Raw genomic sequence first — 21016 nt, forward strand, 5'->3', positions numbered from 1 at the left:
CGGCCGACCCGAGCGGTGAGGTCGCCCGCCTCGCCGCCGGCGGCCGGGCGGGCCCCCGGGGCCACGGGCTCCGTGCCGGAGACGGCGGGCGCGGGCCGCTCGCCGGCCCTGGTCCTGAGCGCGGCGCGGTCGGTCTTGCCGTTGACGGTGCGCGGGAAGTCGTCGAGCACCTCGATACGGGCCGGCACCATGGCGGCGGGCAGCCGGCCGGCCAGCTGCTCCCTGAGGACTTCCGGGGTCGGGGCGGAAGCCGGGGCCGCCGGGGCGAGGACGAAACCGACCAGCGCGTCGGCCGTGTCGTCCACGACGACGGTCGCCTCCCGCACTCCGGGAAGCGCGCACAGGTGGGCCTCGACGGCGGTGAGCTCCACCCGGTGGCCGCGGACCTTGACCTGGTGGTCGCGGCGGCCCAGGAACTCCAGCGTCCCGTCCTCGTTCCAGCGGGCGAGATCTCCCGTGCGGTACATGCGGGCGCCCGGTGTCGGAGCGAAGGGGTCGTCCAGGAACACCCGTGCGGTGCTCTCGGGCCTGTCGTGGTAACCGCGGGCGACGCCCGCCCCGCCGATGAACAGTTCGCCCTCGGCGCCCGGCGGCACGGGACGCAGGCGGTCGTCCAGCAGGTACAGCCGGGCGCCGGGCACGGGGCGGCCGATGGAGACGGGGCCGGGGGCGTCGAAGCGGTGGTGACTGGCCCAGACGGTGGCCTCGGTGGGCCCGTACTCGTTGACGAGCACCGCGGGGCCGGTGCGCCGGGCGAAGTGACGGGCCACCAGTTCCGGCGGCAGCGGCTCCCCGGCCAGGATCACGGTCTCCAGCGAGCCCAGCCGGTCCGCCCCGAGCCGGACCGCCGCGTCGAGCAGGACGCTGTAGAGCGAGGGCACGCAGAGCAGATGGGTGATCCGGTGTTCACCGACGAGCCCGACGAGGCGCTCGGGGTCGCGGACCTCGTCCGCCGTGGCCACGACGAGGGTTCCGCCGGCGGTCAGGGTCCCCCACAGACCGGCCACGGAGGAGTCGAACGCGAGCGGCGAGACGAGCAGGAAGACCGGCTCGCCCGGATAGACCATGCGGCGGGCCAGGGTGGACGCCGCGAGCTGGCCGTGCTCCACCACGACGCCCTTGGGCTCCCCGGTGCTGCCGGAGGTGTAGATGAGGTACGCCGGGTCCGACGCGGTCACGGCGGCGGGCGGCGGCCCGGGTGCGGGGCCGGCGGGGTCGTGGGCGCCGTCCCGGCGGGCGGCGCGTTCCGCCCGTATCAGGGGCAGGCCGGACGCGGCGAGGCGCGGGAGGGTCGTCTCGCCGACGACGGCGGCGCTGACCCGGGCGTCGGTCAGGACCTCCGCGACGCGCCGGTCGGGGTGGGCCGGGTCCACGGGGACGTAGGCGGCGCCACGCCGCAGCACGCCGAGGACGGCGGCGACCATGGCGACGGAGGGCTCGACGAACACGCCCACCCGGTCGCCGCGCTCCACCCCCGCCTCGGCGAGCCGGGCGGCCACCTCGCCGGCCCACGTGTCGAGGTCGCCGTAGCCGATGCTGCTCGTGCCGCTCCGCACGGCGATGCGCGCGGGGGTCCGCCCGGCGTGTCCGGCGACCAGCTCGTGGACCGGGGTGAGCGCGCCGGGAGGCAGTGGTTCGCCGTGCCCCCTCGGCAGGGACGCGGCGGCCGGGGTGCCCGGCACGTCGTTCTGCGACAGCGTCGCCATCAGGATTCCTCCACTGGTCGTCGGTGTCCGGGCCCGCCGCCCCGCCGGTAAGGCTCGTCGCCGGGGGCCGACCCGTCTGAAGCTGCGCGAGGCACGATATTGCCAGGGTAGTCAAAGTCGTGGCAACCTTTTGCCTCGCCTGACATTCGTGCCCGTGTGGCGACTCCGTGGAAAGGCCAGGACGATGACCGAGCTGCTGACCAGGACCGGCGTGACCGTCACCCCGCTCGCCGGAAACATCGGGGCCGAGATCGGCGGTGTGGACGCCGGCGGCCCGCTCTCCGACCAGACCGTCGCGCACATCCGATCGGCGTTGCTGACGCACAAGGTGGTGTTCCTGCGGGACCAGGACCTCGACTACGACGCCCAGGTCGCCTTCGCCGGGCGCTTCGGCACGCTGACCCTCGGCCACCCCATCTACGAAGCGCCCGAGGGACGGCCGAACCTGCGGGAGATGGACTCCAAGCAGGGCACCCGCGCCAACCACTGGCACACCGACCTCACCTTCATCGAGCGCCCGCCGGCCTTCGCGTTCCTGCACAGCAAGGTCATCCCGCCCTTCGGCGGCGACACGATCTGGGCCAACGCCGCGACCGCCTACCGGTCCATGCCGCCGGAGCTGCGGGAGTTCGCCGACCGGCTGCGGATCGTGCACAGCAACGACTGCGACTTCACCGACGACACCGTCATCGAGCGCGGCCACTACATCTCCACCCCGTTCGAGGCCGAGCACCCCGCCGTGCGGGTGCACCCCGAGACCGGCGAACGGTCGCTGCTGCTCGGCGGCTTCGCCCGCAGCGTGGTCGGCTACGGCCCCCAGGCGTCCCGCGACATCATCAGGCTGCTCCAGGAGTACCTGACCCGGCCCGAGCAGACCGTGCGGTGGCGCTGGCGCGTCGGGGACGTGGCCATCTGGGACAACCAGTCGACCGCGCACTACGCCATCCTCGACTACGGCGACCAGTACCGGCGGGGCGAGCGCCTCACCGTCGCCGCGCCCACACCGGTGGGCGTCGACGGCCGGCCGAGCGTGGCCCTGCGCGGCGACACGAGCGCCTACAGCACGGGCGTCGGCACCGGTGCCGACGCCGGCTGACGCCGTGACCACGGAGAACACGACGCGCGGCGGGCACGAGGCGGCGCGGGCGGGAAGAGAGGTGCGGCGCGCCCCCTTCGGCACCTGGGCGTCCCCGGTCGGCGCCGCCGCGGCGGCGGCCGGGGAGACCCAGGTCGAGTGGGCGGCGTTCGTCGGCGACGAGGTGTGGTGGACGGAGCTGCGCCCCGGCGAGTCGGGCCGCACCGCGCTGGTCCGCCGCGCCCCGGACGGCTCGGTCGCCGACGTGCTCGGCCCCCGCTGGGACGTGCGCACCCGCGTCATCGAGTACGGCGGGCGGCCCTGGCTGCCGCTCGGCGCGGACCCCTCGGCCGGGTTCGTGTTCACGCACGGGGAGGACCAGCGCGTGTACCGGGCGGTGCCCGGCGGCGGCCCCGAGCCGATCAGCCCCGAGCCCGCGCGGCCCGCCGGGGCGCGCTACGGCGACTTCGCACGGGTCGGCGCCGAGGTGTGGTGCCTGCGCGAGGAGATCACCGGCCCCCACCCGGCCGACGTGCGGCGGGATCTGGTCGCGCTGCCGCTCGACGGGTCGGCGGGGCGTGATCCGGCGGCGGTCCGGGTGCTCGGCGCGAGCCACCACTTCATGACGGGCCCGAAGGTGTCCCCCGACGGCCGGCAGGTGTGCTGGCTCGGCTGGGACCATCCGACGATGCCGTGGGACGGGACCGAGCTGATGTGCGCGCCGGTCGGCCCGGACGGCACGCTCGGCCCCGCCCGGGTGGTGACGGGCGGCCCCGGAGTCGCCGTGAGCCAGGCCGAGTGGGCGCCGGACCGGCCGGACACGCTGTACGTGCTGAGCGATCCCGACGGCTGGTGGAACCTCTACGAGGTGGACCTGACGGGCGCGGCCCGGGCGCTGTGCCCCCGCGAGGAGGAGTTCGGCGGCGCGCTGTGGCGCATCGGGGCGCAGTGGTTCTTCCCGGCGGGCGGCGGGCGGCTCCTCGTCACGCACGGCACGGCCGGGCGGCGTCTGGCGGTGCTGGAGGCGGACGGCTCGCTCCGCGACGTCTGCGGGGAGGAACCGTACGGCGAGTGGGCGGCGCTGGCCGGTGACGGCCGGCGGGTGGTGGCGACGGCCGTCGGGCCCCGCCACCCCCGCGTGCTGCTGCTCGTCGACCCCGATCGGCGGGCTCCCGTGGCCGAGGTGCTGCGGGCGCCGGACACGACGTACGCGGACCACCTGCCGCCCGGCTACCACGCGGTGTTCCGCGACGCGGAGGGCAGCGAGGTGCACGCCCACGTCTACCCGCCGTACAACCCCGGGTTCGCGGCGCCGGACGGCGAACTGCCGCCGTTCCTGGTGCAGGCCCACGGCGGTCCCACCACGCGCACGCCGCTGGCTGCGGACCTGTCGGTGGCCTACTTCACCAGCCGCGGCATCGGTGTCGTCGACGTGCAGTACGGCGGCTCCACCGGGTTCGGACGGGCCTACCGCGAACGGCTGCGCGGCCGGTGGGGGGTGGTCGACGTGCGCGACTGCGCGACGGCCGCCCGGGGCCTGGTGGCGGAGGGGGCGGCCGATCCGGACCGGATCGGCATCCGCGGCGGCAGCGCGGGCGGCTGGACCTCGGCGGCGTCGCTGGCCGCCGAGCCGGACCTGTACCGCGTGGCCGGGATCTACTACCCGCTGCTGGATCCGGAGGGCTGGAGCGAAGGAGGTACGCACGACTTCGAGTCGCGGTACCTCGACAGCCTGATCGGGCCGTGGCCGCGGGCGGCGGCGCGGTACGCCGAGGTGTCGCCGCTGCGGCGGGCCGGCCGGGTGCGCTCGCCGTTCGTCATGTTCCAGGGGCTGGACGACCCGGTCTGCCTCCCGGAACTGGCGGAGCGGTTCCTGGAGCGGCTGAAGGACGGCGGGGTCCCGTACGCGTACCTCACCTTCGAGGGCGAGCAGCACGGCTTCCGCCGGGCGGAGACCATCGCCGCCTGCCTGGAGGCCGAACTCGCCGCGTACGCGGAGGTGTTCGGGTTCGACGCGCCGGGCGTCCGCCGGATCGGGCTGACGGAGGGACCCGGCTGACGCCCGGCCACCCGGACACGTACGCGCCTCCGCCCCGGACTCCGGTCCGGGGCGGAGGCGTCTGCGGAGCCGCCGGAGTGGGCGCCGGTCAGCGGGCTGCGCCGACCGCGGCCGGGGCGGGGGGCGCGGCCGGGGCGGTCGCGGGTACGGCCGCCGGGGCCTGCTCCAGAATGCCGCGCACCACCTCCGCCTGCCGGCCGAGCGTCCTGCCCACCAGCAGGTCCCGCATCGGGACCCGGACACCGAGCGCCTCGCGGAGCTTGCGGGCGAGGTGGGTGACCAGCAGCGAGTCCCCGCCGAGCGCGAAGAAGTCGGCGTCGTCGGCGAGCCCCTGATGGCCGAGCAGGTCCGCCCAGAGCCGCCGCAGCAGTTCGGGCACGTCGGTGCCGGCCGTCCCGCCGGCCGCCCCCGGCCTCACCGGGAGCGGCCCGGGGCGGCCGGCGGGCGCCGTGCGACCGGTGTCCGGTGCCGCGGCCGGCGCGGGTCGCGCCCTCCGGCCGTCCGCGCGCCGGGCCGCGGCGGCGCGGGGGGCCGCTTCCGGGGCGATCCGGCCGGGGCCGGCGAAGGGGTAGCCGGGCAGGTGGACCGGGCGGCCCGGGCGGCAGAGGGCCCCCGCGTCGAGCGGTTGGCCCCGCGTCCACAGCGCGCCGAGCGCCGCCAGCACCTCCTCGTCGGGGTGCGCCGTGCGGTCGGGGGCGAGCGGGACGGCGGCCAGGTCGGCCGCCTCGGCCATGGCCGACAGCGCCCGGCCGGGTCCCGTCTCCACCACGAGGGCGCCCGGCAGGTGCGCGGCGAGCGCGTCGAGCGCGTCGGCGAAGCGCACGGTGTCGCGGGCCTGCCCGGTGAACAGCTCCGGGCCGACGTCCGCCCCCGGCAGCAGCAGCCGGCCGCTGCCGGTGGCCCAGGGCAGTGTGGGCGGGCGCAGGGTGGTGCGGGACAGCTCGTCGGCCAGCGGGGCGAGGGCGGGCTCGATGAGCCGGGAGTGGAAGGCGCGGCCGGTGCGCAGCCGGTGGGTGTGGACCTGCCCCTCCAGCAGGGCGCGGAACGCCTCGACCGCCTGGGGGGTGCCGGCCACCACGGTTCCCTCCGGGGAGTTGACGGCGGCCAGGTCCAGGGCGAGACCGGAGGCGGTGATCCGTTCCCGGGCCTCGCTCTCGCCGCAGCCGAGGGCGAGCATGGCGCCCGGCGGGCACTCCTCCATCGCCCGGCCGCGCACGGTCACGAGCCGCGCTGCGTCGCGCGGGGTGAGGACCCCGGCCGCGCAGGCGGCGGTGATCTCGCCGAGGCTGTGCCCGACCAGCGCGGCGGGTGCCGGGCCCAGCCCGCGCAGCGCGGCGGCGGCGGCGTACTCGACCGCGAAGAGCGCCGGCTGCGCCAGCCACGTGCGGGACAGCTCGGCCACCGGGAAGCCGGGGTCGGACAGGGCGCGTTCCAGTGTGGCGGCGAGTTCGGGTTCGAAGGCGTCGAGGCAGTCGGCGAGCGCCCGGTCGAAGCCGGGGAGGGCCGCGCCGAGCGGGACGGCCATGCCGGGGCGCTGGGAGCCCTGGCCGGGGAAGGCGAGCACGAGGGGCGCGGGCCCTTCCGGCGGGCGGCTGCCGCGTACCGCGGCGCCCGAGGCGAGTCGCGCGGCGATCTTGGCGGCGGTGCGCCCGGTCACGGCCAGCCGCTCGGTGAGCGCGGCGCGCCCGGTGGCCAGCGTCCGCGACACATCGGCCGGCCGGGGGCCGTGGTCGGTGAGGTGGCGGGCGAGCGCGTCGGCGGAGCGGGTCAGGGCGTCCGTGTCGGCGGCGGACAGCAGCACCAGGTGGGCCGCCGGGGTGCCGTCGTCCGGGGCGGGGACGGGGGCGGGGGCGCGTTCGACGACCACGTGCACGTTGGTGCCGCCCACACCGAACGAGCTGACGCCCGCCCGGCGCGGCTCGGGTCCCGTCCAGGGGGCGGCCCTTTCCGGTACGTACAGGGGCGAGTCCTCCGCTTCGAGCAGCGGGTTGAGCCGGGTGAAGCCCGCGACGGGCGGCACCACCCCGTCCCGTACGACGAGCAACGCCTTGATCAGTCCGGCCAGTCCGGCGGCGTTGTCGAGGTGGCCGGTGTTCGCCTTGAGCGCCCCCACGGCCACCTGGCCGGGGCGCGCGCCCGCCGCGCGGAGCGCGGAGGAGGCGGCGGACCACTCGATGGGGTCTCCGACGCGGGTGCCGGTGCCGTGGGTCTCCAGGTAGCCGATGCTCGCGCCGTCCACGTCGGCGGCCTCCAGCGCGGCCTCGATCACCCGCTCCTGGCCGGTGACGGAGGGGGCGTAGTAACCGGCCTTGGCGGCCCCGTCGTTGTTGACCGCCGTGCCCAGGACCACTCCGTACGGATCGGGGCCGTCCTCCAGGGCGTCGGCCAGGCGGCGCAGGACGACGCACGCCACGCCGGAGCCCGCCACCACGCCGTCGGCGCCCGCGTCGAAGGGCCGGCAGTCGCCGGAGGCCGAGTGGATGCCCCCGGGCAGCCAGAGGTGGCCGGCCTGCGGGTAGGCCATGCCGGCGGCCACCACGAGGGCCTGGTCGCACTCGCCGTTGAGCAGGGCCTGTACGGCCAGGTGGACCGCGACCAGGGACGAGGAGCAGGCGGTCTGGACGGAGAGCGCGGGCCCGGTCAGGTCGAGCTTGTACGAGATGAGGCTCGCCAGGAAGTCGGGTTCGGTGCCGTGGAGGACGTCCTCCAGGGTGAGCGGGTCCAGTTCGCCGCCGGCGAGCATGGCGCGCAGGTATCCGCTGCCGCTGGCGGAGGCGTACACGCCGGTGGTGCGCGTGCCGCCCAGCGGGTCGACGCCGGCGTCCTCCAGGGCGGCCCACGCGCACTCCAGCATGAGCCGGTGCTGGGGGTCCATCAGTTCCGCCTCGCGGGGGCTGACCCGGAAGAGGGCGTGCTCGAAACGGTCGGCGTCCTCCAGATGACCGTGGACCGGCACGTAGTCGGGGTCGCGGACCAGGTCCTCGGAGACTCCGGCGTCGAGCATCCGCTGTTCGTCGTACCGCGTGGTGAGGATCCGTCCCGCCTGGAGGGACGCCCACCACTCCGCCAGGTCCGACGAGCCCGGAAACCGTCCGGAGACGCCGGTCACGGCGATGTCAAGGGAACGATCGCGCGCCATGCAACCACCTTCGATCAGCACTGGGCCGTCCTCTGGGCCGGGACGGCGAACCGGCCCGGGGCGCCGCACACGGTGGCGGCCCGGGAGGTCTCCACAAGGTTGCCAGCATAGGCAAGTTAATGGCAATGTCGTTGTCAACGCGGTGGTGGGCCACCACCGCGGTGGGCGGCGGAGCGGCCTGACGCGCACCGCCCGGCACCGAGGGGAGAGGGACAGCTTGCGACCGGATCCGACCTGGACCGCCGGGCCCCCGAACACCGCGCCCGGCGGGGGGCTGCACGAAGCGTTCGCCCGCCGGGCACGCGCGCACCCGGAGGCCCCCGCGCTCATCGACGGCGAACGCACCACGACGTACGGACGGCTGGACGCCACGGCCGACGCGTGGGCCGCGCGCCTCGCCGCCGCCGGGGTTACCGCCGGCTCCGTGGTGCCGGTGCTGCTGCCGCGCGGCACCGACCTGGTGACCGCGCTCCTCGCGGTGCTCAAGACGGGCGCCGCCTACGCGCTGCTTCCCCCGGACTGGCCGGCCGACCGCCTCGGGGAGGTGGTACGGCAACTGCGGCCACCGCTAGCGGTCACACACACCGGCGGGTCGGTTCCGGGCGCCGCCGCCGTGTGGTCACCGCCCGGCGCGGACGCCGCCGCCCCGGCCGGCTTCCGGCCCGCGGCCGTCGGCGCCGACGCCCCGGCGTGCGTCTTCTTCACCTCGGGCACGACCGGCCGGCCCAAGGGCGTGCTCAGTCCGCACCGGGCCACCGCCCGCCTGTTCCAGCCGAACGGCTTCGCCCGCTTCGGCGCCGACACGGTGATGCCGCTCGCCGCCGCCACGCCCTGGGACGCCTTCTCCCTGGAACTCTGGTCGGTGCTCCTCAACGGCGGCACATCCCTGGTCGTGGCCGACCCCTATCTCTCCCCCGCCGCGCTGGGCGACGCCGTGTCCCGCCACGGGGCGGACACCGTGTGGCTCACCAGCAGCCTGTTCAACCTGGTCGTCGACGAGGCCCCGGAGGCCTTCGGAGGGCTGCGCCAGGTCCTCACCGGCGGCGAGCGCCTCTCCCCCGGCCACGTCCGGCGGTTCCTGCGCCGGCACCCCGGCATCACCCTCCTCAACGGCTACGGCCCCGTCGAGTCGACCGTGTTCGCCACCACCCACCGCGTCACCGAGGCGGACTGCGACCTGCCCGGCGGCATCCCCCTGGGCCGCCCGGTCCCCGGCACCCGCGTCCACGTGCTGGACGGAACCCGGCCGTGCGCGGTCGGCGAGACCGGGGAGATCTGCCTGGCGGGCGACGGACTGGCGCTGGGCTACCTGGGCGACCGGGCCCTCACCGACGCGAAGTTCACCCGGATCGGCGTCGACGGGCGCGAGGAGCGCGTCTACCGCACCGGCGACCTGGGGCACTGGGGCCCGGACGGGCTGCTGCGCTTCGCGGGCCGGGCCGACCGGCAGGTGAAGATCCGGGGACACCGCGTCGAGCCGGCCGAGGTCGAACGGCAGGTGGAGCGGCTGCTGCCGGACGTACGCCGGTGCCGGGTGCTGCCCCGGGGCGACGCCGCCCGCGGTGAGCGCCACCTCGTCGCGTTCTGCGTGCCGGTGAGCCCCGGCGATCCGCTGGACGGCGCGCCGGCGGTGCTGCACGACGCCCTGGTGCCGTACCAGAGGCCGGCGGCGGTGGTGAGCGTGGACGCCTTCCCGATGACCGCGCAGGGCAAGCTCGACGAGCGGAGGCTGCTCGCCCTGGCGCCGCCGGCCGCGTCGCCGGCACCCGGGGGGCCGGGCGCGCCCCCGGACGGCGGCGTGCGCCCCCGGGACCTGGCCGATCCGGTGGAGCGCGCGGTGGCGGAGGCCTTCGCGTCGGTGCTGGAGCGCGATGCCGTCCCGGTCGGCGTGCCGTTCGTCCGGCTCGGCGGCACGTCGCTCGGCGCCGGACGGGTGTGCGCCCGGCTGTCGGCGCGGCTCTCCCGGCCCGTCCCCGTCGCCTGGCTCCACGAGCACCCCACCGTCACCGGCCTCGCCCGCAGGCTGGCCGCCGCACCGCCGCCGGCGCCCCCCGGCGAGACCGCCGATCCGGCCGGCATCCCACTGTCGGCCGTGCAACTGGCGCAGCTGACCAGGACGTTGCTCGATCCGGCGGACCGCACGGGGCACTGCCTGCTGACCTGGGTGGTGGAGGGCGAACTGGACCCGGCCGCGCTCCGGGCGGCCATCGCCGAGGCGCACCACCGGCACGAGGCACTGCGCGCGGCGTACGTCCTCGACCCCCGGCCCGTGGCCCGGCTCGTGGACATCGGCCCGCCGCCGCTGGAGGTCCTTCCCTCCCGGGCCTCCGCCGAGGACGCGCTGCGCACCGCCCGCACCGCGCTCGGCGACGGCCTCGCCCCCGAGGAGGGCGAGGTGTGGCGCACCGTCCTGGTCCCGGTCGGCGACGGCGGCCGGACGGCGGTGTTCGGCTGCGTGGTGCACCACGTCGCCTTCGACGGCTGGTCCGAGCGCGTCCTCGCGGACGACCTCGCCGCCGGCTACCGCACGGCGCGCGCCTCCGGGTCCGCCACGATCGGCCCCCGGCCGTCGCTGGCGGCGCTGCACGCCGTACGCCGGGAGCGCCTGCGGCAGTCCGGGGCGGCCGCCCACCGCGACCTCCTGCGGGCCGAACTGGCCGGCGTACCGGCGCTGCGGTGGCCGGCGGGCGCGCCGGCGGACGGTCCGGGAGAACCGGGCCGTGTCGAGGTGGCGGTGTCCCCCCAGGCCGTCGCCGGGGTGGACGCGGCAGCCGCCGAGGCGGGCGCCACCCGCTTCGCGGTCCTGCTGGCCCGGTGGGGCGCGAGCCTGGCGGAGGTCACCGGCCGGCGGGACTTCGCGGTCGGCGTACCGGTCGCCCAGCGTGACGCGCCGGAGCTGGAGCGGGCCGTCGGCTGCCACATCACGATGGTCTGCCCACGCCTGCGCGGTGCCGCGCTGGGCGGCGGAAGGGCGGCGGTGGAGGCGACGGCGCGGATCGCCGCGCGCGCGCTCGCCGCGCAGGAGGTGCCGTTCGCGGACGTCCTGGACGTGGCGGAGCCGCCGCCGGCCGGCCGGCCTCCGCTGTACCAGACGCTCTTCGCCTACCAGGACAACGCGCCGCCCGCGCTCGACCTCGCTCCCGCGCGGACCACCTTCGTACGGCAGCCGTACCTCGACCTGCCCCTCGAACTGCACGCCGAGCTCTGGCCCGAGCGGGACGGCGGGCTGCGCCTGGACGTGTCCCACCGGCCCGAGGCGGTGGCGGAGAGCACCGCCCGGGACGTCGCCAAGCTCTTCGCGGAGCGCCTGCACACCGACGCCTCAGGAGCCTCCTCATGACGACGACCACCGCGCCGCCCGCCCTGCTCACCGACCCCGCCCTGCTCACGGACCCGGCCACGCACGCGGAGGGCGACCCGCACACGGTGTGGGCGTGGATGCGCGCGCACGCCCCCGTCCACCGGCAACCCGCGACGGACCTGCCCGCCTTCTGGTCGCTGACCCGTCACGAGGACATCCGCGCCGTCTACCAGGACGGTGCCACGTTCAGCTCCACGCGGGGGGTGCTGCTGCGCAGGGCCGGCCTGGGAGACGACCCGGGCGGCGGCCTGGCCCTGGCGCTCACCGACGCGCCCCGTCACCGCAAGCTGCGCGGCCTCATGGCCGACTGGTTCAACACGCGTGCCGTGCGCGCGCTGGACGGCTACATCCGCGCGGCGACCCGCGCCGTCCTCGACCGCGCGTTCGCCCACGGCACCTGCGACTTCGCCACCGACATCGGCGGACGGCTGTCGCTGTCGGTCATCAGCCACATCATCGGTGTCCCCGAGCGGGATCACGAGGACCTGTACCGCTGGACCAACGAGGCGTTCGAGGCCCACACCTCGCTGCTGGCGCACCCCAGGATCGTGGAGTACTTCACCGAGCTGCTGTTCCAGCGGATGGAGGAGCCCACCGACGACCTGGTCAGCGCCCTGGTGCACGGCACGGTGGACGGCGAACTGCTCACCGAGGAGGAAGCCGTCCTCAACTGCGAGAACCTCATCGGGGCGACGGAGAACGGCCGTCTGGCGCTGATCGGCGGCATGCAGGCGTTCCTGGAGCACCCCGGTGAGTGGCGGCGACTGGCGGCCGACCGGAGCCTGCTGCCGGGGGCCGTCGAGGAGATCCTGCGGTGGACGTCCAGCGCCACGCACAGCATGCGCGTCGCGACGCGGCCGTGCGAGATCCGTGGCGAGCGGATCGAGGCGGGCGACCGGGTCGTGCTGTGGCTGCCGTCCGCCAACCGCGACGAGGGCGTCTTCGACGACCCGTACCGGTTCGACATCTCCCGCAGGCCCAACCGTCACATCGCCCTCGCCGCCGGTGAGCACTTCTGCATCGGCAGCACCCTCGCCCGGGCGGAGATGGGCGTGCTCTTCTCCGCGCTGCTCGACTCCACGAGCCGTATCGAGCAGGCCGGTCCGGTCCGGCGGCTGCGCTCCATCGCCGTCAACGGGCCGGAGCGGCTGCCCGTGCACCTCGTCCCGAGGTGACGGCCCGTGTCCCCACGCACCGCGTCCCCCTCCCCGTACCCCCCGACTCTCCTCAAGGAGCCGACCACATGACGGATCAGAAGGTGCTTCAGCTCGGCTGGCGGCGCGAGTCGCTGACGGCTCTGCGCGACCTCGGCGCCGACGTCACCTGCGTGCTGACCGCCGCCGACGACGAGAAGCGGGCGAGCCTCCTCGACGACGCCCACACGGTTCCCGTGCAGGACCCGGCGGACGCCGGGTCGGTGCTGGCCGGCCTGGAGCGGTACGGCCTGTCGGTCACGGACTTCGACGTGATCTGCGCGCCGGGCGAGAACCCGCTCCTCGCCGCCGCCGTGCTCGCGGGCGGGCGCGGGGCGATGGCCCCGCGGGACGCGCTGCTGCTGCGGGACAAGGACCTGCAGAAGAGGCGCGTCCGGGCGGCCGGCGTCCCCGTCGCGGACTCCCGGCCCGTCGTGCACGCCCGCGAGCTGGTCGGGTTCACCCGGCGGCGCGGCGTCCTCAAGCCGCTCGACGGCACGGGGACCGTCGGTGTGCTGGCCTGGCACGGCGAGGAGGAGCGCCTGGACCTGGCCCGGCGGCTGACCGAGGAGGGCACCCGCGGTCCGTGGCTCGCGGAGGAGTGGGTGGAGGGCTCGGAGGTCCACGTGGACGGCGTGGTGCGCGACGGCGAGGTGGTGTTCGTCTCCGTCGGCCGCTACCTGCAGAACGCCCTGGAGATCAGGGGCGGGGGCGTCTTCGCGTCCCGGGTGCTGCACCCGCTGGCGTACGACAAGCTGTACGCCCGCGCGCGGGACCTCGCACAGCGCGCCTCCACGGCGCTGCGGCACCGCGACGGCGTCTTCCACATGGAGGCGTTCGAGCAGGACGACCGGCTGGTCTTCGGTGAGTACGCCGGCCGCATCCCCGGCGGGGAGATCGCCGCCATGGTCCGCCACCAGCACGGGGTGGACCTCGACGTGGAATGGGCGCGGGCCCTGCTCGGCCTGGCACCGACCGCCACGCCCTCGGTCGCCCGGACGTGGTTCGGGTGGGTGTCCCTGTTCACCCCGGGGGGCGTGCTGGAGTCGTGTCCCGGCGAGGACGACGTGGCCCGGTGCGACGGCGTGCGGCAGGTGTCCCTGCGGGCCCGCCCCGGCGACCTTCGGCCCGACCCGGCGAAGGCGTCCAACGTCCCGGCCGCCCTGGCCGTCGTGGAGGGGGCGGACGAGGAGCAGGTGGTCCAGCGCATGCGGCGGATGGCGCGGTGGTTCCCGGAGGAGTCTGTGGTCCGGCCGGAGGGCGGGCCGGGCGCGGACACGGGCGCACGGCGCGGCGGGCTCACCCACCTCTCCGAGCCGCCCGATGTGGCACCGAGCTCCGGCTACACCCATGTGGTGTCCGGTCGCGGACGGCTGGCGGCCATCGCCGGCCAGATGGCGTTCGACACCGAGGGCGAACTGGTTGGACCGGGCGACCCGGTGGCCCAGGCGCGGCAGGTGTTCACCAACATGGAGCGCTGCCTCGCCGCGGCCGGCGCCACCTTCGACGACGTCGTCAAGCTCACCTACTACGTCACCGACATCGCGTTCGTGCCGGACGTCCTCGCCGTCCGCGACGAGTTCGTCGGTACCCGACGTCCCCCGGCGAGCACGGTGGTCCAGGTCGTCGCGCTCTACCGCCCCGACCTGCTGCTCGAGGTGGACGCGCTCGCCCTGACCGACACGGAGTGAGGAACGCCATGACCGTCACGACCACGCACACCGGGCCGGCGGACGCGCAGGCCGCGCCGCCGCCGTTCGACGCCGAACTGGCCGCCCCCCTGCGGCGGATCCTGGACGACCTGCCCACGCCCCTGACCCCGGAGCTGGTCGCGGACCGCCGCCGCCGGTCCCTGGCGGGCCGTCTGAGCGACGCGGAGATCCGCCGCGACGGCGCGTTCGAGACCGAGGAGCGCACCGTGCCCGGCCCGGCCGGGGCGCCCTCGATCACCCTGCTGATCTGCCGGCCCGCCGCCGCGGACGGCCCGGTCCCGGCGATCTACCACACCCACGGCGGCGGCATGGTGGCCGGCAGCCACCGCAGCACGGAGCTGGCCGGCGAGCTGAACCGGGCGCAGGAGCTGGGGCTGGCGGTCGTCTCCGTCGCGTACCGGCTCGCGCCGGAACATCCCGACCCCGCCCCGGTCGAGGACTGCTACGCCGGGTTGTGCTGGCTGGCCGCCCACGCGTCCGACGTGGGCGTGGATCCGGACCGGATCGTCCTGAGCGGCAACAGCGCGGGCGGGGCGCTCGCCGCCGGTCTGGCCCTGCTGGCCCGCGACCGCTCGGGTCCGCGCCCGGTCGGGCAGCACCTGCAGTTCCCGATGCTCGACGACCGGTGCGACTCCTTCTCCGCCCGCCAGATGGCCCGGGTGGGCCTGTGGGACGGACTGTCCAACCGGGCCGGCTGGACGGCTCTGCTGGGTGAGCGGCGCGGCACGCCGGAGGTGTCCCGCTACGCCGCTCCGGCCCGGGCCGAGGACCTGTCCGGTCTGCCGCCGGCGCTGGTCGAGGTCGGCTCCGTGGAGGCCCTGCGCGACGAGGGCGTCGCGTACGCGTCCCGGGTCTGGCGGGCCGGCGGCCAGGCCGAACTTCACGTCTGGTCGGGGGCGTTCCACAGCTTCGACGAGTGGGTTCCGGACGCGGTCGTCTCCCGCGCGGCGCACCAGGCACGCGTGGCCTGGCTGCGGCGGGTGCTGGCCCGATGAGCCGGCACCCGCGGGACCCCGCCCGCGACCCGGCCGGAGGGGCCGTGGAGGCGGCGTCCGCGCCCCGGCTCCTGATCGTCGGCGGGGCGAACCCGCTGCCGTCGAGCCTCGACATCGTCGGGCAGGCGCTGGACCAGGCCGCGGCCCGGGGCATGCGCACCCATACGACGCACCGGGCGGAGATGCTGGCCCGCACCCGCCCGGTGACCCGCCTCGCCGGTGAGGTGTCCGCGGTGGATCCGGACAGTCCCGAGGAGACGCTGCGGTGGATCGCCGGACGCGTGACCGGGGGCGAGGGGTTCGACGTGGTCCTCGGGCTGCGGGACAGTGTCCAGGTCGCGACGGCGCTGGCCGCCGAGGCGGCCGGCGCACCGGGCAACCCCCCGGAGGTGGTGCACCGGGTGCGGAACAAGGATGCCTGCCGGGCCGCCCTGGCCGCGGCGGGCTTCCGCCAGCCGGCGGTCCGCCGGTGCACCTCGGCGGCGCAGGCCGCGGCGTTCCTGCGGGAGTCGGCCGGGCCCTGGGTCGTCAAGCCGCCGGACGGCTCGGGCAGCGTCGGCGTGCGCAAGGTGACCGGGCCCGGTGACCTGCCCGCGGCGCTCGCCGGACTGCCGGACCCGGACGTGTTCCTGGTGGAGGAGTTCGTCGACGGAGCGGAGTTCAGCGCGGAGGGCGTGTTCGTCGGCGGCAGGCCGATGGTGCTGGCGGTGACGGCCAAGGAGACGCTGCCGCCCCCGCACTTCGTGGAGGTCGGTCACGTACTCCCCGCCGATCTTCCCGAGGAGCTCCTGCTCGACGTCGAACAGCAGGTCGCGCGGGCCCTCACCGTGCTGGGCCTGCGCTTCGGGGTCTTCCACGTGGAGCTGTGGCTCACGCGGGAGGGGGTGGTGCTCGGCGAGGTGCATCCCCGCCCGGGCGGGGACTGGCTGCACCGGCTGATGTCGTACGCGATGCCCGGTCTCGAACTGTTCGGCCTCCTGTACGACGACGTGCTCGGACGTCCGGTGGAGCGGCCGGCGGCCACCCGCGCGGCGGCGGTGCGGTTCCTGGCGCCGCCGCCGGGCCGGATCACCGCCGTCCGCGGGTGGGAGGGGGTCCTCGCCCATCCGGCCGTGCTGCACGCCGAACTGACCTCGGGGCCGGGCACACGGGTGGCGCCCGTCCGGGAGTCCGGCGACCGCGCGGGGTACGTCGTGGTCGGCGCGCCGACGCCGGCCGGGGCCCGCGAGCTGGCGCGGCGGCTGGCGGAGTCGGTCGAGTTCGTCGTGGAGGACGTGGCGGAGCCGGCCGGGGAGGTCGCCGTGGGCCGGTGAGCCGCCCTGCCCGTACGGCGAGGGCCCGGTCCGCACGGACCGGGCCCTCGCCGTACGGGGCGGCCGGGAGTCAGGCGACCGCGGCGTCGTCCCGGCCGGCCCTCTCCAGTGCCTCGGCGAGGACCCGCCAGATCTCGGCGGCGAGGTCCATGTTCGACGCGCGGTGGGCTTCCTCCCCGAGGCGCTTGAGCCGGGCGAGTCCGCGTTCGCGGTCGCCCTCCGCGATGAGCAGCAGGCTGTCGAGGGTCTGGAGCCTGACCCGGTCCCGGTAGCCGAGGACCATCGCGTCGACGTCCAGCTGGTCGAGGGCGGTCCGGGCGTCGCCGGGGCGGCCCTCCTCGAAGGCGAGGTGCGCCTGCAGCGCCAGCAGTTCCTGCTGCTGGAGGGGCGTCCCGACGAGCACGAGCGCCGCCTGCGCCTCGGCCAGGCACGCCCGGGCGGCCTCGGTGAGGGGCGGCCTGGCCTGGAGGTACAGGGAAGCCGCCGCGAGGCGCAGCCGCGCCCACAGCACGGGGTCGTCGCGGCTGTCCAGGACGCTCATGGCCCGCTGGATGTACGCCCGGGCGTCCTCGTCCTCGCCCTGCCGGGAGCGGACGGTGGCGGCCGACCACAGGGCCTCGGCGCGGGGGACCTCCGGCCGGTCTGCCATGAGCCGCACCAGCTCGTCGACGTGGGAGCGGGCGTCGGGAAGGCGGCCGGCCTCCGCCTCGACGGAGACGAGGGTCTGCAGCGCCTTCCCGGTGTCCGCCACGGAGAGATCCGCCAGCTTCGCCACCTGGTAGGCGCTGAGGGCCAGTTCCAGGGCCTGCGGGAGCAGCCCCTCCGAGCGCAGGCAGTGGGCGAGGCGCGTGCGTGACCGGCACTGCAGCTCGGGGAGGGCGAGACCTTCGGCGATCTGCGCCAGCTCTTCGAGGCAGGCCCGCTCCTCGGCGCGCTGACCGCGCCGGTGCCGGAACTCGGCGATGAGCCACAGGGCGTGCCAGCGGAGCAGCGGGTCCTCGTCCGGGGCCGAGGCCAGGACGTCGACGAGGTGCTCGACGGCCTCCTCGCCGTCGGTGGACGCGGCGATGCTCACCGCGCGGCTGAGGGAGCTGCTGCTGGGTGGGGCGAAGAAGGCGGAGCGGTCGACCCCGAGGCGCTGGGCGAGGTATGTGATCACGCGCTCGGTGGGCTGCCGGGCGCCGGACTCCAGGCGGGACAGGTATCCCGTGGAGATCTCCTCGCCGGCCAGCGCGGCCTGGGACAGTCCCCGCTGCTGTCTCAGGGCTCTGAGACGGAAGCCGAAGGGCGTCTCTTCTGCCATGGCGGCCCCGCAATCGTCAACTCGGTGTGCGCCGGCGGTCCGTGGCGCGCAGGTCAGGATGCCTGCATGGTAAGGCAACGTGACAGCCCAGGCAATGACAGGACTGTGCCACATATTTGCCGAACACCACTGGGTTAAGCGGGAGATTTGGCAACAAAAGTCAAAAAAGCTTGCCAGCGGGTACTCGGCGCCCTAGATTCGTGGCCACGCCGAGCGCGACGCACACGTCTCGGCACTTCCATCGGACAACCCTCCCTCCCACATCGACCCGCACGGGGGCTTTGTCATGCGCATGCAGTTAGTAACGACCGCCGGTTTCCTTGTAACCAGCCTGGGCGTCTTCATGCTCGGCGCGGCGAACGACATCGACTGGCCGGTCCAGGGCGGTCCCGCCGGCAGTCTCACGGCGGTGGCCGGCGACATCGACTGGCCGACGCCACGACCCGGCGGGCCCGCTCTCCTGGGCGGGCGGGACGGCGTCGACCGGTATTGACCACGGCCGGCGGACGGCGGCCCGGCCGTCGGCCACCGGGCGCACCCGGCCCGAGCAGACACGCCCCGGCGGACCACCCACCCGCCGGGGCGCCCAGCTGTCGGGCGCCCATCACCGCGTTTCGCCGAAAATCCACCGACCAATCACTTGACCAATATTGCCAAACATCCTTCATATCTGTCACAATCGCCCGGGAGCTCCCACGCACGTGACCGGTGCACCTCGCAGGTGCCGACGAGCCTCCGAGGTCCAGATGCTGGAACAGCCGTATTTCGGGCAACGCCTCAAGGCGCTTCGGGTGGAGCGGGGACTGTCCCAGGCGACGCTCGCCGGGGGGTCGATGTCGCCCGGCTATCTGTCCCGGCTGGAGTCCGGGGCCCGGCCGCCGACCGTCAGGATCGTCACGTATCTGGCCGGCCGGCTCGGGGTCCCCGTGTCGCACTTCGCGGCGCGGCGGGGGGCGTCGCTGGCCGAGCTGCTGGCGTCCGTCGCCTCGGCGGCCGAGGAGCGCCCGGCCGAGGAGGTGGCCGAGGCGCTGACCGAGGCCCTGCGGACCGACGACGGGCAGGCCCCCGCACTGCGCTGGCAGGCACTGTGGCTCCTGGTGCGGACACGCGGGGCGCAGGGGCGGCACGGCGACGAGTACGCCCTGCTCACCGAACTGGCGGAGCTGGCGGGTGAACTGGCCCTGCCGGAGCTGCGCGCCAGGGTGTGCGCCCGGCTCTCCCGCTGCGCGCTCACCCTGGGCGACACCGCCGCGGCGCGCGGGCACGCCGGCGAGGCCGTCGCGCTGGCCGCCGGCCTGCCCGCAGGGGACCGCGTCACCGCCCTGCAGGCGCTGGTGTCCGCCGAGGCGGAGTCGGGAAGGCTGGCCGAGGCCCGGGGGCACGCCGAGCAGATGTGTGAGCTCACCGAGGAACGCGGCGGCGCGGCGTACACCAAGGCGCTGTGGGCCACGGCCGCCGTCTGCATCCGGCAGGGCGCCCACCGAGAGGCGCGCGACCTGCTGGAGCGGGCGCTGCGGACTCTGGACAGCCGCGAGGACCTCGTCCTGTGGATGCGGCTGCGATTCGCGGCGGCCTCGCTGTTGCTGCAGATCACGCCGCAGCCCACCACGCGGGCGCGGGCCCTGCTCGACGAGACCGGGCCGGCCCTCGAACTGGTCGGCACCGAGCGGCACCGGCACGAGGTGCTGTCGATCCGGGCCCACCTGGCCTTCGCCGAGGGCCGGCCGGACGAGGCCAGGGCCCTGTGCGCCGAGGTGGAGCGCACGGGCGCGCGGCTCTCCTTCCGCGACCACATCCGGTTGCAGGCACTGCGCGGCAGGCTGGACATCCTCGACGGCCGCACGGAGTCGGGCGTACGGCGGATGAGGGAGCTCGCCGCGCGGGCGCACGAGGCGCGCAACGTCGACCTGGCCGCCGAGACATGGCGTGGACTGGCCGAGACACTGGCGGGCCTGCGCGGCGGGGAAGGCGTCGCCGCCCCCCGGGAGGCGGCGACCTGACCGCACGGCGCGCCGGCACGCGGAGCGTCGGGCTCGCCCGCCACCCCGCCCCGGCGGGGGCGCCCGAGGTGATGCCCGGGAAATCCCCAACACCACGATTAGGCAGGAAAACTGACGGTATGATGGACATCATGGACTCTGTGCGAGTGCGACTGATGCGCGAGGAAGACCTCCGGCCGGCGGAGCGGGCGTCGGCGGTGACCTTCTACGAGGCCGACCGGCAGAGCAGAAGGGTCAGCGAGCCCGAGATCGAACCGCGTTCGGCGGCACAGTCGGAACAGTGGATCGAGCGCATGGGCCACTTCCTGGCACAGGACCCGGAAGGCTGCTGGGTGGCGGTGGACCAGGACGAGGAAATCGTCGGGTTCGCGATCTCGCAGAACCGCGGGAAGCTCTGGTACCTGGCCACGTACGGCGTTCTCACCGGACAGCAGGGCAAGGGCGTCGGGAAGCGGCTGATGGACGCCGTCCTGGCGCACGCGGACGGCCGCCGGGGCATGTTCTCCTCCACCGTCCACCCCGGGGCGACCCGGCGCTACCGGCTGGCGGGCTTCACGCTCCACCCGCAGATGCGCATGGTCGGCACCGTCGACCGGTCCACCCTTCCCACCGTCGAGGGCCTGCGGGACGGCAAGGAGTCCGACTTCGAGTGGATGGACCGGCTGGACGAGGAGATCCGCGGCGCCGGCCACGGGCCGGACCACGCGTACATGCTGCGCACCCTGCGGCTCGTCGTCTCGCGCGACGTGAAGGACAGGCCGGGGTACGCGTACGTCGACGGCCGGGGACGGGCGGCGCTCCTCGCCGCGGCCGACGAGGACACCGCGCAGCGACTGTTGTGGGAGGCGCTGGCGTCCTCCCGGGGAGACACCCTGGTCAACTGCATCACCACGGCCAACCACTGGGCCGTCGACGTCGGCCTCGCGGCCCGCCTGGACATCGGCCAGGAAGGCTATCTCGCGGTCCGCGGCATGACCGACCCCGCGCCCTACCTGGCCAGCGGGCACTTCCTCTGACCCCGGCCCTTCGCGGGCCCCGGATCCCGTCCGGCGACGGGGGGGGAGAGGGGGAGCATCACCACCCCCTCCCCCACGGAACGGCGTCAAACGCCCTTGCCATCCTCCACCCGCTCCAACACACCCACTCCCCTTCGCGATATG

12 protein-coding genes and 1 pseudogene are annotated in these 21016 nt (G+C 75.7%); 10 read left to right on the forward strand and 3 right to left on the reverse strand.

Translation table 11 applies throughout. The annotated features are described in order from the left end of the window. Window positions 1–194 precede the first annotated feature (194 nt). A pseudogene (locus AC07DW_RS23945) lies at window positions 195–1706 on the reverse strand (amino acid adenylation domain-containing protein); the annotation flags it as partial. 184 nt (window positions 1707–1890) lie between these two features. Here AC07DW_RS23945 and AC07DW_RS23950 point away from each other — a divergent pair. Continuing rightward, complete coding sequence (locus AC07DW_RS23950; RefSeq protein WP_478859722.1) at window positions 1891–2802, forward strand: TauD/TfdA dioxygenase family protein; 912 nt, start codon at window positions 1891–1893, stop codon at window positions 2800–2802. A 4-nt stretch (window positions 2803–2806) separates the two neighbouring features. Continuing rightward, on the forward strand, window positions 2807–4840 hold the full coding sequence (locus AC07DW_RS23955; RefSeq protein WP_478859723.1) for a prolyl oligopeptidase family serine peptidase: 2034 nt from the start codon (window positions 2807–2809) through the stop codon (window positions 4838–4840). A gap of 88 nt (window positions 4841–4928) precedes the next feature. On the opposite strand, the gene AC07DW_RS23960 is transcribed toward AC07DW_RS23955, so the two are convergent. Further along, complete coding sequence (locus AC07DW_RS23960; RefSeq protein ID WP_478859724.1) at window positions 4929–7979, reverse strand: type I polyketide synthase; 3051 nt, start codon at window positions 7977–7979, stop codon at window positions 4929–4931. 217 nt (window positions 7980–8196) lie between these two features. Here AC07DW_RS23960 and AC07DW_RS23965 point away from each other — a divergent pair, with 217 nt between their 5' ends. From AC07DW_RS23965 to AC07DW_RS23985, 5 genes are all read left to right on the forward strand, one after another. Continuing rightward, entirely contained in the window at window positions 8197–11319 is a 3123-nt protein-coding gene (locus AC07DW_RS23965) for an amino acid adenylation domain-containing protein (protein WP_478859725.1), read from the forward strand. Further along, a complete protein-coding gene (locus tag AC07DW_RS23970) occupies window positions 11316–12515 on the forward strand; it encodes a cytochrome P450 (protein ID WP_478859726.1) in 1200 nt (399 codons plus the stop codon). Before AC07DW_RS23965 ends, AC07DW_RS23970 begins: the two co-directional genes overlap by 4 nt. Before the next feature lie 68 nt (window positions 12516–12583). Further along, the gene (locus AC07DW_RS23975) at window positions 12584–14224 is read left to right on the forward strand and encodes a Rid family hydrolase (RefSeq protein WP_478859727.1); all 1641 of its coding nucleotides are present in this window, start codon (window positions 12584–12586) and stop codon (window positions 14222–14224) included. Window positions 14225–14232: 8 nt separating this feature from the next. After that, window positions 14233–15240, forward strand: a complete 1008-nt coding sequence (locus AC07DW_RS23980; protein ID WP_478859728.1) for an alpha/beta hydrolase — start codon at window positions 14233–14235, stop codon at window positions 15238–15240. Beyond that, window positions 15237–16553 (forward strand): ATP-grasp domain-containing protein, encoded by a 1317-nt coding sequence (locus AC07DW_RS23985; protein ID WP_478859729.1) that lies wholly within the window; start codon window positions 15237–15239, stop codon window positions 16551–16553. Before AC07DW_RS23980 ends, AC07DW_RS23985 begins: the two co-directional genes overlap by 4 nt. 70 nt (window positions 16554–16623) lie before the next feature. Here AC07DW_RS23985 and AC07DW_RS23990 read toward each other — a convergent pair whose 3' ends face one another. Continuing rightward, complete coding sequence (locus AC07DW_RS23990) at window positions 16624–17856, reverse strand: helix-turn-helix domain-containing protein (protein WP_478859730.1); 1233 nt, start codon at window positions 17854–17856, stop codon at window positions 16624–16626. Window positions 17857–18142: 286 nt separating this feature from the next. On the opposite strand from AC07DW_RS23990, the gene AC07DW_RS23995 reads away from it, so the two are divergent. From AC07DW_RS23995 to AC07DW_RS24005, 3 genes are all read left to right on the forward strand, one after another. Continuing rightward, window positions 18143–18349 (forward strand): hypothetical protein, encoded by a 207-nt coding sequence (locus AC07DW_RS23995; protein WP_478859731.1) that lies wholly within the window; start codon window positions 18143–18145, stop codon window positions 18347–18349. 253 nt (window positions 18350–18602) lie between these two features. Beyond that, complete coding sequence (locus AC07DW_RS24000; RefSeq protein ID WP_478859732.1) at window positions 18603–19856, forward strand: helix-turn-helix domain-containing protein; 1254 nt, start codon at window positions 18603–18605, stop codon at window positions 19854–19856. 131 nt (window positions 19857–19987) lie between these two features. Beyond that, window positions 19988–20872, forward strand: a complete 885-nt coding sequence (locus tag AC07DW_RS24005; RefSeq protein ID WP_478859733.1) for an N-acetyltransferase family protein — start codon at window positions 19988–19990, stop codon at window positions 20870–20872. Window positions 20873–21016: the final 144 nt, after the last annotated feature.

This window comes from Streptomyces sp. NPDC045701 (assembly GCF_056432045.1).

Excerpts from the sequence above, each read along its gene's own strand:
- AC07DW_RS23990 (WP_478859730.1), bottom strand. The coding sequence starts at position 17,856 with ATGGCAGAAGAGACGCCCTTCGGCTTCCGTCTCAGAGCCCTGAGACAG.
- AC07DW_RS23985 (WP_478859729.1), top strand. The coding sequence starts at position 15,237 with ATGAGCCGGCACCCGCGGGACCCCGCCCGCGACCCGGCCGGAGGGGCC.
- AC07DW_RS23950 (WP_478859722.1), top strand. The coding sequence starts at position 1,891 with ATGACCGAGCTGCTGACCAGGACCGGCGTGACCGTCACCCCGCTCGCC.
- AC07DW_RS23960 (WP_478859724.1), bottom strand. The coding sequence starts at position 7,979 with ATGGCGCGCGATCGTTCCCTTGACATCGCCGTGACCGGCGTCTCCGGA.
- AC07DW_RS23975 (WP_478859727.1), top strand. The coding sequence starts at position 12,584 with ATGACGGATCAGAAGGTGCTTCAGCTCGGCTGGCGGCGCGAGTCGCTG.
- AC07DW_RS24000 (WP_478859732.1), top strand. The coding sequence starts at position 18,603 with ATGCTGGAACAGCCGTATTTCGGGCAACGCCTCAAGGCGCTTCGGGTG.
- AC07DW_RS23995 (WP_478859731.1), top strand. The coding sequence starts at position 18,143 with ATGCGCATGCAGTTAGTAACGACCGCCGGTTTCCTTGTAACCAGCCTG.
- AC07DW_RS23980 (WP_478859728.1), top strand. The coding sequence starts at position 14,233 with ATGACCGTCACGACCACGCACACCGGGCCGGCGGACGCGCAGGCCGCG.
- AC07DW_RS23970 (WP_478859726.1), top strand. The coding sequence starts at position 11,316 with ATGACGACGACCACCGCGCCGCCCGCCCTGCTCACCGACCCCGCCCTG.
- AC07DW_RS24005 (WP_478859733.1), top strand. The coding sequence starts at position 19,988 with ATGGACTCTGTGCGAGTGCGACTGATGCGCGAGGAAGACCTCCGGCCG.